Origin of the sequence: Rhizobium sp. N324, assembly GCF_001664485.1 — a bacterium.
Lineage (GTDB): Bacteria > Pseudomonadota > Alphaproteobacteria > Rhizobiales > Rhizobiaceae > Rhizobium.
The window spans coordinates 635,309-646,351 of the sequence record NZ_CP013635.1 but is presented as its reverse complement, the minus strand read 5'-3'; the positions used below and the strand labels follow the sequence as shown (position 1 = coordinate 646,351).

10 protein-coding genes are annotated in these 11,043 nt (G+C 60.6%); 2 read left to right on the top strand and 8 right to left on the bottom strand.

Annotated elements, in window-relative coordinates:
• Nucleotide 1 precedes the first annotated feature (1 nt).
• Nucleotides 2–925 carry a LysR family transcriptional regulator gene (locus AMK05_RS32890; RefSeq protein WP_064844919.1) on the bottom strand — a complete coding sequence of 308 codons (924 nt, stop codon included), beginning with the start codon at nt 923–925 and terminating at the stop codon, nt 2–4.
• 154 nt (nt 926–1,079) lie between these two features.
• Between AMK05_RS32890 and AMK05_RS32885 the strand changes: the two genes are divergently transcribed.
• Nucleotides 1,080–1,967: an alpha/beta hydrolase gene (locus AMK05_RS32885; RefSeq protein ID WP_064844917.1), complete on the top strand. Its 888-nt coding sequence runs from the start codon at nt 1,080–1,082 to the stop codon at nt 1,965–1,967.
• Here AMK05_RS32885 and AMK05_RS32880 read toward each other — a convergent pair.
• Entirely contained in the window at nt 1,925–2,560 is a 636-nt protein-coding gene (locus AMK05_RS32880; protein ID WP_064845041.1) for a TetR/AcrR family transcriptional regulator, read from the bottom strand. The genes AMK05_RS32885 and AMK05_RS32880 overlap by 43 nt on opposite strands.
• A gap of 146 nt (nt 2,561–2,706) precedes the next feature.
• Here AMK05_RS32880 and AMK05_RS32875 point away from each other — a divergent pair, with 146 nt between their 5' ends.
• Nucleotides 2,707–5,169, top strand: coding sequence for a glycoside hydrolase family 3 C-terminal domain-containing protein (locus AMK05_RS32875; RefSeq protein ID WP_064844915.1), 2,463 nt, complete (start codon nt 2,707–2,709; stop codon nt 5,167–5,169).
• Between the two features lie 154 nt (nt 5,170–5,323).
• Here the strand turns inward: AMK05_RS32875 and AMK05_RS32870 are convergent, their stop codons facing one another.
• From AMK05_RS32870 to AMK05_RS32845, 6 genes are all read right to left on the bottom strand, one after another.
• Nucleotides 5,324–6,190 (bottom strand): hypothetical protein, encoded by an 867-nt coding sequence (locus AMK05_RS32870; RefSeq protein ID WP_064844913.1) that lies wholly within the window; start codon nt 6,188–6,190, stop codon nt 5,324–5,326.
• A gap of 493 nt (nt 6,191–6,683) precedes the next feature.
• Nucleotides 6,684–7,247, bottom strand: coding sequence for an OmpA family protein (locus tag AMK05_RS32865; RefSeq protein WP_064844911.1), 564 nt, complete (start codon nt 7,245–7,247; stop codon nt 6,684–6,686).
• A 13-nt stretch (nt 7,248–7,260) separates the two neighbouring features.
• The gene (locus AMK05_RS32860; RefSeq protein ID WP_064844909.1) at nt 7,261–7,935 is read right to left on the bottom strand and encodes a L,D-transpeptidase; all 675 of its coding nucleotides are present in this window, start codon (nt 7,933–7,935) and stop codon (nt 7,261–7,263) included.
• Nucleotides 7,936–8,107: 172 nt separating this feature from the next.
• On the bottom strand, nt 8,108–9,043 hold the full coding sequence (locus AMK05_RS32855; RefSeq protein ID WP_064844907.1) for a dihydrodipicolinate synthase family protein: 936 nt from the start codon (nt 9,041–9,043) through the stop codon (nt 8,108–8,110).
• A gap of 26 nt (nt 9,044–9,069) precedes the next feature.
• Nucleotides 9,070–10,023 carry an ABC transporter ATP-binding protein gene (locus tag AMK05_RS32850; RefSeq protein ID WP_064844905.1) on the bottom strand — a complete coding sequence of 318 codons (954 nt, stop codon included), beginning with the start codon at nt 10,021–10,023 and terminating at the stop codon, nt 9,070–9,072.
• Nucleotides 10,024–11,040, bottom strand: coding sequence for an ABC transporter ATP-binding protein (locus AMK05_RS32845; RefSeq protein ID WP_064844903.1), 1,017 nt, complete (start codon nt 11,038–11,040; stop codon nt 10,024–10,026).
• Nucleotides 11,041–11,043: the final 3 nt, after the last annotated feature.

The following is an 11,043-nucleotide window of genomic DNA, read 5'->3' as shown; positions in this document are numbered from 1 at the left end:
ATCATCGGGACAAGTTTATCGCCGGTCGAAATGCCTCGGGTCGGGCGGTAAAATTCTCGACCACGAAATCCACGAAAGCGCGGATTTTCGGCGAAAGCTGCCGGTTGGATGGCCAAACGAGCGAGAGCGAGCCGAACGGCGCCATGAAGGCGGTGAGGATGGGGATCAAAGTGCCGGCTCGGATGTGCGGCTCGGCGACATAGACCGGCAGATGCGCGAGCCCGAGGCCGTCCTGCGCTGCCCGCAGTCCCGCATCGGTGTTGTTGAAGGTCAGGCTTCTCGGCAAAAGCAGCCGCTCAGATGGCGGATGGAATGCCCATGGCGCGATCCGGCCGCTGGATGGATATTTGAAGTGAATGCAGGCGTGCCGGGCGAGATCATCAGGCGTCTCCGGCCGTCCGCGACGCTCGAGATAGTCGGAACTGCCGCAAACGACGAAATGCTGATCGCCGAGACGGCGGGCGATCAACCGTGCATCGGCAAGCTCGCCGCTGCGCACGACGACATCCAGGCCCTCGGCGACCAGATCGATGACCCTGTCTTCGAAATCGATGTCCAGTTCGATCTCCGGAAATCGCGCCGCGAAGATCGGCAGGATCGGCATCAGCAAGTGATGGCCGACGATATGCGGCACGCTGACCCGCAGGCGTCCCCTGGGGCGTTCGCGGCTACGCACGATGGTTGCCTCGGCATCCTCCATATCGTCGATGATGCGCTTGAAGCGTTCGTAGAGGACCGCCCCTTCCTCGGTCAGACTGATACTGCGTGTCGTGCGGTTGAAGAGCCGCACGCCCAGCCGGCTTTCCAAACGCGCGACCGCCTTTCCGATGGCGGATGGCGAAACTCCGGCGACGCGCGCGGCCCCCACATAGCTCTGCTGTTCGGCAGCGTAGACAAGGGCAAAAATGCTCGCGAGGCTTTCCATGCAGCACCCAGATTAGAGATATTGTGTCCTTTATGTATGTCCAACATGGGCAATTGATCAATATTGCGTATAAAATATCCTTTGTTCCCGAAGCCGCGGGCCAGCGAGGCGCAGCCCGCGGGCGATGTCTGCCAATACGAAGGGAGTAAGCGGCATGCGGGACTTTGCGAAAGAATTGCCCGAGCACACGACGAAATACATCGGAGAGAACGACCTGCTTCTAGACGTTTTCCATGGGGACAAGGGCTCAGATCATTCCGTCCGGCCGCCTCTGCTCTTCGTTCACGGCGCCTTCACCGGGAGCTGGATGTGGAGCAAGTACATTCCTCACTTCATATCGGCCGGATGGAGAGCGTATTGCCTCAACTTGCGCGGCCACTACAAGAGCCGATCGGTCGATTTGACCAAAGTGACCTTTGAGGATTACCTCGACGACATCCGGGAGGCGATCTTCGACATCGTTGAGGAATGCGCAGTCGCCCCAATCGTGATCGGCTTCAGCATGGGGGGAATCCTTAGCCAGAAACTGGCGGAAAACGTCAGGATTGCCGGGCTGGTGTTGATCGATTCCAGCATTTGCAGGGAAGTGCATGCCGAGGTGCCCTATCGTGACCTTGCGCCACGAATGCCCGACCTCGTCGTGCCGGCGCCGGGGCGCGAGGAGCAAAGCAGCGCCGATGAAACGCTCGAAGATATCGCGTTCCAGCGGAAGTACCTGTCGATGGAATCGGCGAAGGCATTCGCTGCATTTTCCTTTCATTTCGGGGCGGAAGGAATTTCCGTCGATGGCGAAAAGATCACATGCCCCAGCCTGGTCATCTCGGCTGTCGGCGGTGAAGACGATGATCGCCGCGGTAGGGCGGCGGCACGCCACATTGGCGGCGAATATCTGGGTCTCCGGGGAACGACGCATACCGGTTTGCTGGTCGGGCAAAGATATCACGAAGCGGTCAGCCGCATCATGGATTGGTTGGCCCGCTTCGATGAAGCTCTATGTGATCAGCCTTCCAAACCGAGGCTTGCCAGCAGCCGCCCGACATAGGCTTCCAGGCCGCCGACCATGTCGAAACGGGTGGGGTCGCGCAACCAGAGCATCTGCAGGCCGTCCATCACTGCGATGAGTTCGGCGGCCATCGCCTCACCATCGATCTTGGCGTCGATCGTGCCGTCGGCAATCGCCCGTCCGAAGGTCGCGGCGATGTCGCTCTGCATCTGGGTGGCGCGGGCGAGGAACCAGGCCTTGGCGGGGTGGTCCTTCATCAGGCTCTCCGCATTCAGGATGGCGAAGGCCCTGACGACCTCGAGCAATTCGGTGTTGCGGCGGAAGACGGCGACCATGCCCTGGAGCAGGCCGCTGAGATCGGAGCGATAATGTCCGATGAAATCGGCGCTTTCGAGATCGCGTTTGGCGAGGATCGCGAGCAGCAGATCGACCTTGGTGGGGAAATGATGCAGCAGGCCGGGCAGCGACAGGCCGACATCGCGGGCGATGTCGCCGATTGCCGCATTCTGGTAGCCGTCTTCGGCAAAACGCCGCATCGCCGCCGTCAGGATTTCCGCGCGGCGTGTCTCTCCCTTGCGGGATCGGCGCCGTCGTTTTTCCTCTCCGGTCTGCTGTTCCGACAATTCTGCCATCGTCTCCTGTCTGCCCCTTGGCGCGGCCATCGGCGCCGTCGCCCGATTTCTTCCATGCTTCTCCATCCATACATCAGGCTTGCCGGATTGACATCTTAAAAATACCGAGTAATCGGTAGGTTTAAGGATTTCCTTGGGAGGTTTGCATGATCGATTCCATTCTCGACCAGATGACGCTCGAGGAGCAGGTCTCCTTGCTATCCGGCGCCGATTTCTGGACGACCGTTCCGGTCGAGCGTCTCGGCGTGCCGAAGATCAAGGTGACGGACGGGCCGAACGGCGCACGCGGCGCCGGTTCGCTGGTCGCCGGCGTCAAGGCGACGTGCTTTCCCGTCGCCGTTGCGCTCGGCGCCAGCTGGAATCCCGATCTCGTCTCGCAGATGGGCGCAGCCCTTGCGCGCCAGGCAAAGAGCAAGGGTGCGGCCGTGCTGCTGGCGCCCACGGTGAATATCCACCGCTCCGGCCTCAACGGGCGCAATTTCGAATGTTATTCCGAGGATCCGATGCTGACGGCCGAATTGGCCGTCGCCTATATCGACGGCGTGCAGGGCGAGGGGATCGCGGCGACGATCAAGCATTTCGCCGGCAACGAATCCGAGATAGAGCGGCAGACCATGTCTTCCGATATCGACGAGCGGACGCTGCGCGAAATCTACCTGCCGCCCTTCGAACAGCCGGTGCGCCGCGCCGGCGTCATGGCCGTCATGTCCTCCTATAACCGCCTGAATGGCACCTATACCAGCGAGCATCGCTGGCTGCTGACCAAGGTGCTGCGCGAGGAATGGGGCTTCGACGGCATCGTGATGTCCGACTGGTTCGGCTCGCATTCGACCGCCGAGACGATCAATGCCGGCCTCGATCTCGAAATGCCGGGGCCGGCGCGCGACCGCGGCGAAAAGCTGGTCGCTGCCGTGCGCGAGGGCAAGGTCGAAGCCGCTGCGGTACGCGCCGCGGCGCGGCGCATATTGGTTTTGCTGGAGCGCGTTGGCGCCTTCGAGAACAAGCCCGATCTGACGGAACGGGCAATCGATCTGCCGGAGGATCGTGCACTGATCCGGCGCCTCGGTGCCGAGGGCGCGGTGCTTCTGAAGAATGACGGCATCCTGCCGCTTGCCAAGACCTCGCTCGACCGCATCGCGGTCATCGGACCGAATGCGGCGAGCGCACGCGTCATGGGCGGCGGCAGTGCGCAGATCGCGGCGCATTATACGGTAAGCCCGCTCGAAGGCATCCGCGCCGCCCTTTCCAATGCCAACAGCATCAGCCATGCGGTCGGCTGCCGCCACAATCGCCTAATCGACGTGTTCAAGGGAAAGATCACCGTCGAATATTTCAAGGGACGCGGCTGCAAGGGCGAGCCGCTGCATGTCGAGACCGTCGACAAGGGCGAGTTCTTCTGGTTCGAGCTGCCATCGGGCGAACTCGACCCTGCCGATTTCTCGGCCAGGATGACCATGCAGTACGTGCCGGAGGAGAGCGGCGATCATGTCTTCGGCATGACCAATGCCGGCCTGGCGCGGCTCTTCGTCGATGGCAGGCTCACGGTCGACGGCCATGAGGGTTGGACACGCGGCGAAAACTATTTCGGCACCGCCAATGACGAACAGCGCGGCAGCGTGGCGCTCGAAGCCGGCCGAGCCTATCAGCTGACGGTCGCGTATGAGCCGTCCATCGCGAGCGGCGAGGGCATCAACCTCATCGCTGTTCGTTTCGGCGTGGAAAAACCGCTCGGCGAGGCCGATATCGAGGCAGCCGTCGAGACGGCCCGCAATGCCGATGTGGCGCTTCTCTTCGTTGGCCGCGACGGCGAATGGGATACGGAGGGGTTGGACCTGCCCGACATGCGGCTTCCGGGCCGGCAGGAGGAACTGATTGAGCGCGTGGCGGCCGCCAACGCCAATACCGTCGTCGTGCTGCAGACCGGCGGCCCGGTGGAAATGCCCTGGCTCGGCAAGGTCCGCGCCGTGCTCGAGATGTGGTATCCGGGGCAGGAACTCGGCAATGCGCTCGCCGATGTGCTGTTCGGCGATGTCGAGCCCGGCGGCCGCCTGCCGCAGACATTCCCGAAGGCATTGGCCGACAATTCCGCCATCACAGGCGATCCCGCCGTCTATCCCGGCAAGGATGGGCATGTGCGTTATGCCGAAGGCGTCTTCGTCGGTTACCGTCATCACGATACCCATGCCGTCGAGCCGCTCTTCCCCTTCGGCTTCGGCCTTGGCTATACCCGCTTCACCTGGGGTGCACCGCGGCTGTCGGCTGGCGAAATGGGCGCCGAAGGCGTGACCGTCAGTGTCGACCTGACCAATACCGGCGACCGGGCGGGATCCGAACTGGTGCAGCTCTATGTGCGTTCGCCGAAGACCAAAGTGGAGCGGCCGGACAAGGAGCTACGCGCCTTCGCAAAACTTTCGCTGCAGCCCGGCGAGACCGGCACGGCTACAATGAAGATCCTGCCGCGCGACCTCGCCTATTTCGACGTCGAGGCCGGCGCCTTCCGCGCCGAACCTGGCGACTACCAGCTGGTCGTGGCACCGAATGCGGCGGATATCCGGTTCGTCGTTGATCTGTCCTCACCACTCACCCACGTGCTGCCGCCTTCGCATTAGCTAGAGGCTGCATTCTCCTGATATTTCAAGCAGACTATCTGAAGCGCTCGCAATAGCGACTGATGCCGGGATTGTTGTGGGCGATCTCATGTTGGTGCAGCGTGGCAGGGTCTCGTAAGTGATTCCCAACTTGGTCGGCAAGGAGGTCTCTCTTTCACTTGCCTGTGTCAGTCCGCCGAGCTTCCAGACAGTTTCGCAGAGCTTGCTCGCATTCTTGCGAGAGCTCCATTGGAAATTTTAGCTGCGGATGACCGCTGGCGTCGATTTGAAAATCATATTCTTCTGAAGATGGAAGGATCGAGACTGGCCTTTTCCCAGTATAGTGAGTCAGAGTTTCTACAACATAATCGACGCCCCACATATGTGGCGTTTTCTCCAACGGTCGAGGCTCCAGGTACGGCGTTTCGATTTCAAAGAAATCTGGTCCGCCTTGATGCCAGCGACCCACAAACAGCGATCTGCCTAAATGAGTTGCGTAGTATACTGCATCGATTTTGCTGAAAGTACAGCCTGTTTTAGTAACGTATTGTGCGTCGCACTGGACAAGGTTTGCTTCGCTCTCGTCCCAATAATCGCGGAATACATATAGTACGTGATCAAGTTGCTCAAAGGCCGATTCTCCACTTACTATAATGTCGAAAGCGCCTCCAACCCCTTCCTTCAGAAAGCGTCCCTGCCGATGTTGGGCCAGCAAATATTTAGCACATGCGCCGAGCAATTCAGCGAACAAACCAGTTCCGTCTAGTGGGACTATGGCTTGATCATTTAAAAATTGTTCAAAATGCTTCCGTCCAGACCCGCCAAGCAAATTAAAACTGCCTTCTTTTGGAGTGCTTTTGGCTATATTGTGAGAAACGGAAACCGGTCCGTAGTCCTTAGATATGCCGAAGATGAACCAACTAGCATCGGAACCGCGAGGAAGATTCGCGTTCTCTACTAAATGCTGGAAATCGGAAAAGCTCAGCATAACATCTGGGGAGTTTGCGAATAGAAACTTGAATGAATGCTCGTAGGCACCCATTGTTCCACTCCAGCCTAGAACCAGAAATGAGCCAATTGGGAAAATTTTCCGAGCAAGGCCTGCGACCCACAGGCCACTATCAGACATTTGTTCGGTCTCGTTGGGTAACCGTTGTGTCGGAATTGGAGCGTCGTGGTGAATGCGGGAGTTGGTCGTAAGGAGTGCGTCTCCAACAGCGAGAAAATATGGGGGCCTTACGAGCCCAGCAATTAAAGTCATTTGTGATCCCCCGTTGCTGAATATGATGCTAGGTAGCAACCTAATAATCTCGTTGCCAAGAGGGCTTTCGCCGCAAATAACGATCGAAGCGCGGGGGTCGCCAGCGCGCGATCCTTTCTTTGATGATGTCGCAAGTCTCGACGAAGACATCAACGGCTGAGGAGCGAGCTAGCGCAGAAGCTTCATCTGTAGAATGTGCAGTTCGTGGTGCATAACGGTTAGATCGCTCGTGAATTCGGCTTACGATCTCCACGCGCTTTGGATGTCAGAGGCTCTATCGCCGATGCGGCAGGCGGCGCGGTCTGACCGCGTCGGGCTGGGTGCGGAGATTGGTGACAACGCGCCGGTTCTGTACCTTGCAGGAGCGATCCGTGCAGTCGCGAACTTCGCGGTCGTTGCCGTAGCCCTTGGCCCACATGCGCTTCGGATCGACGCCCTTCGAGGCGAGATAGGCCATCGCTGCATCGGCGCGCTTCTGCGACAGCGTTTCCATTTTGGACGCGGAGCCGGAATCGTCGGCAAATCCCTGCAGCTTGAGCAGCCAGGTCGGGTTCCTGTTGAGCCAATTGGCCTGGTTGTCCAAGGTTGCCATGGCGACGGAATCGAGTGCGGCCGAATCCTGCTTGAAGTAGATCCGCCGGCCGACGTTGAGGATAAAATCCTCTTCGCTTCCGGCCGCGACGTTTTCGAAGCCGGGCGCCGGATCGTTGGTCTGGCCGGTCATCGGCGCGGCAGTGGGTTCTTCCAGGGAAGCGATCTCCGTGGTGGAGCAGGCGGCAAGTGCCAGGAGCATGGCCGCGGTGAGAAGGCGGCTCGCATATCCGGTCGTAGCAGACATCAGGTGATATTCCTTATTCGACCGGGGTTGTTTGGCTGACCTGCGTGGTGCTTTCGGCCTGGTCGGCAATATGCGGCAGAACCTGCACGGCCGTGCCGATCGGGCAACGCTGGTAAAGGTCGATGGCGTCTTCGTTGAACATGCGGATACAGCCGCTGGAAGCATCCTTGCCGATGCTCCAAGGCTCAAGCGTGCCATGGAAGCGATAGCCGGTGTCGACGCCGTCGCGATGCAGATACATGGCGCGGGGGCCGAGCGGGTTTTTCGGTGAACCGCCTGCGACGAATTCGGGCAGTTCGGGATGGCGCTTGCGCATCTCCGGCGGCGGCGTCCAGCGCGGCCACAGCGACTTGGCGTCGATCGTGGCGCGGCCGAACCACTTGAAGCCTTCGCGGCCGACGCCGACGCCGTAGCGAATGGCGGTTTTGTTCTCCATGATCACGTAGAGAAAATGATGCCTTGTATCGACGACGACGGTGCCGATCGGCTCGCTGCTGAAATATTTGACGACCTGGCGGTGCCACTTCCTGTCGATCTTGGCGAAGTTGGTCCCTCGGAACGTCACGCCATTGTCGACGATGGTGCCGTCAAAATAGGACGACGCCGCGGCGAATGCCGGTCTGCCGACCGCACCGGCGCCAAGTAACGCCAAACCACCAAGCAAAATTTCCCTGCGGGTCCCCAGCATCGGCAATATCCCCCTTAAAGCCAAGCAGCGGAATATCAGTAAATCAGATTTTTCATTTGCGACAACAGAAAATTCTTCTCTTCGCTCAAGGCGGCTGTTGCGATCTCAGATCGCCTGGATCTGTATCGCTTCAGTCTTTACTCCCGGAGGCAGCTGTTCACGCCGAAGAACCTCAGGGAAAAAGATCGGGAAGGTCGGAACGGGCGATGCGCCGCAACCTGACCGCTTCTTCCGTGTCGATCGAACGATAAGGAAACCGCAGACGGGTGCCCACGGGTCCCCAATTGCCGATGGCGCTCAAAAGCTTGTCGAGAGCGGCGTTCGAATAGCCGAATTGTTGGCGGAAGGGGACGATATGGGCGTCCATGAACGCGCAGATGCGTCGTTCCAGTTCGAGTGCGGCGTCGAGTTCGTTTCGCATCGACACCGTCCAGATCTGAGCGCCGCGGGGATTGAGACAGGCCACATTGGAAAAGGAGCCGGCAGCGACGCCTTGCCTGACGCCGGTTGCGAGATGATGGCCGGGGACGAAGAGCGAAAGCCCGGACAGATGCTGGCGTGCTTCCGCGTACCAGGAACCGTCTCCATCGGCCAGCTTGACGCCGATCACTTGGGGCACTGCCGCGCAGAGCATGCCCAGCGCTTTTGGCGCCAGCACCCGTTTTGCATGCGGCGGATTGTAGAGGACGAGCGGAATTCCGCAGGCAACGTCGGCCGCCCGTTTCAGGAAGTCAACCGCTTCGGCATCGGTGAGCGGCCACCAGTCCGGCAATATGACTTGAATGGCGCGGGGATCGAGTGCCGCAGCGCGGCGGACGCGATTGAGCATGATCAGCGGGTCGGGCTGGCAGGCGCCGATCACGAATGGCATGGAGGAAGCCTTGCAGCGTCCCGCCAGCATCTCCTGGATCCTGTCGAATTCCTCCTCCGTCTGGTTGTGGAATTCGCCGGCCGTGCCGTTCGAATAGATACCATCCACGCCGGCCTTGATAAGGATGTCGATCTCTTCGCCGAGCTTGTCGAATTCGATGCTGTCGTCGGCCGCAATCGGCAGAAGCAGGCTCGCCCAGTTTCCGCCGATGGTGGAATGCGGCGTCTTCGCGTTCATCTGTTGTCTCCCCGATGGATGGCAGATCAGTTGAGATCGTCGCGTATGCAGGCCTTGAAGTGGCCGGGTGCGATTTGCCGCAATTGCGGAATGGCACTGGCGCAGGCCTCGAGCGCACTCGGACAGCGCGTGCGGAAGACGCATCCGCTCGGCGGATTGGCCGGACTTGGAATATCGCCTTTCAGGATCTGCCTGTCGCGGCGGGCATCCGGATCGGGTGAAGGGATCGCCGAGAGAAGCGCGCGCGTATAGGGATGCTGCGGTCTCGCATAGAGATCGGCACTCGGCGCAATCTCCATGATGCGGCCGAGATAGAGCACGATCACCCGGTCGCAGATATATTCGACGACGGCGAGGTCATGCGAGATGAACAGCATAGTAAGGCCAAGCCGCTGCTGCAGCTCACGCAACAGGTTGATCACCTGCGCCTGGATCGACACGTCGAGGGCCGAGACCGGCTCGTCGGCCACGATGAATTCGGGCGACAAGGTCAATGCCCGGGCGATGCCGATGCGCTGGCGCTGGCCGCCGGAAAATTCATGCGCGTAGCGATGGATCGCATCGGCAGGCAGATCGACCTGGGCCAACGCGGCTTGCGCTCGTTCAAGCCTCTCGCGTGCCGATCCGATCCCTTGGATCTTCAGGCCCTCCGTCAGGATTTCGCCGATCGTCATGCGCGGCGACAGACTGGCGAAGGGTTCCTGGAAAATATACTGCATGCGCGGCCGTTGCCGCCTCAGCGCCGAAGGGGAAAGTCCGGTGAGTTCCTGTCCGTCGAAGCGGACACTGCCCGAGGAAGGTTCGACCAGCCGAAGGACGGAACGCCCGATCGTAGTCTTTCCGCTGCCGGATTCGCCGACAAGTCCGACGACCTCCCCCTTGGCGATATCGAAGGAGATGCCCTCAAGAATGTTGAGCCGCGTGCCGCGGGACGTATAATGTTTCGACAGGTCGCGGACGGAGAGCAGGGGCGCGTTCATCTAGATCTCCTGCCATCTGATGCAGCGGCTGCGGTGCTGCGGATTGACCTGTACGAGTGCCGGAATCGCGGCACGGCAGGCGTCGATCGCAAATTTGCAGCGTGGGGAAAAGGCGCAGCCGCTCGGCATGTTCATCAGGCTCGGAACCATGCCGGGAATGGCAGAGAGTTTTTCGCCGGCCTGTTTCATCCGTGATGCCTCGCCAAGCCGCGGCATGGAGGCGAGAAGGCCCATCGTGTAGGGATGCTTCGGATTGCGGAAAACCTCGCCGACCGGCCCTTGCTCGACAATCCTTCCGGCATACATCACCGCGACGCGATGGGCGATTTCGGCGACCACGCCGAGATTGTGGGTGACGAAGAGCATGGCCATGCCGCGCTCGCGCTGCAGCTTGAGCAGCAGATCGAGGATCTGCGCCTGGATCGTCACGTCGAGCGCCGTGGTCGGCTCATCGGCGATCAGCAGGGCCGGATCGCAGGCGAGCGCCATGGCGATGGTGGCGCGCTGGCGCATGCCGCCCGACAATTCGTGCGGATATTGGCCGGCGCGGCGCCGGGCATCCGGTATGCCGACGCTTTCCAGCAAGGCGACGGCTGCGTTCATTGCGGCCTTCCGGTTCGCGCCGCGATGGATGCAGATCGGCTCGGCGATCTGGACACCGATCGTGAAAACGGGATTGAGGCTCGACATCGGCTCCTGGAACACCATGCCGATGTCGTCGCCCCTGATCCTGCGCATGCTCTCTTCATCCAGGGAAACAAGATCGCGGACCGCGCCGCTTCTCGTCGTCAGGCGGATGCTGCCGGCGGCGATCACACCGATGTTGCGGGTCAGCAGCCGCATGACCGACAGGCTGGTGACCGACTTGCCGGAGCCGGATTCGCCGACGAGCGCCAGCGTCTCGCCGGCGGCGACCGTCAGGTCGATATCGTTGACCGCCGCGATCTCGCCGCCGCGGATGCGGAAGATCGTTCGCAATCCCCTGATGTCGAGTACCGGTTCGGCCGTCTGTTCCATCGG

Excerpts from the sequence above, each read along its gene's own strand:
- AMK05_RS32850 (WP_064844905.1), bottom strand. The coding sequence starts at position 10,023 with ATGAACGCGCCCCTGCTCTCCGTCCGCGACCTGTCGAAACATTATACG.
- AMK05_RS32860 (WP_064844909.1), bottom strand. The coding sequence starts at position 7,935 with ATGCTGGGGACCCGCAGGGAAATTTTGCTTGGTGGTTTGGCGTTACTT.
- AMK05_RS32880 (WP_064845041.1), bottom strand. The coding sequence starts at position 2,560 with ATGGCAGAATTGTCGGAACAGCAGACCGGAGAGGAAAAACGACGGCGC.
- AMK05_RS32855 (WP_064844907.1), bottom strand. The coding sequence starts at position 9,043 with ATGAACGCGAAGACGCCGCATTCCACCATCGGCGGAAACTGGGCGAGC.
- AMK05_RS32865 (WP_064844911.1), bottom strand. The coding sequence starts at position 7,247 with ATGTCTGCTACGACCGGATATGCGAGCCGCCTTCTCACCGCGGCCATG.
- AMK05_RS32845 (WP_064844903.1), bottom strand. The coding sequence starts at position 11,040 with ATGGAACAGACGGCCGAACCGGTACTCGACATCAGGGGATTGCGAACG.
- AMK05_RS32870 (WP_064844913.1), bottom strand. The coding sequence starts at position 6,190 with ATGGGTGCCTACGAGCATTCATTCAAGTTTCTATTCGCAAACTCCCCA.
- AMK05_RS32890 (WP_064844919.1), bottom strand. The coding sequence starts at position 925 with ATGGAAAGCCTCGCGAGCATTTTTGCCCTTGTCTACGCTGCCGAACAG.
- AMK05_RS32875 (WP_064844915.1), top strand. The coding sequence starts at position 2,707 with ATGATCGATTCCATTCTCGACCAGATGACGCTCGAGGAGCAGGTCTCC.
- AMK05_RS32885 (WP_064844917.1), top strand. The coding sequence starts at position 1,080 with ATGCGGGACTTTGCGAAAGAATTGCCCGAGCACACGACGAAATACATC.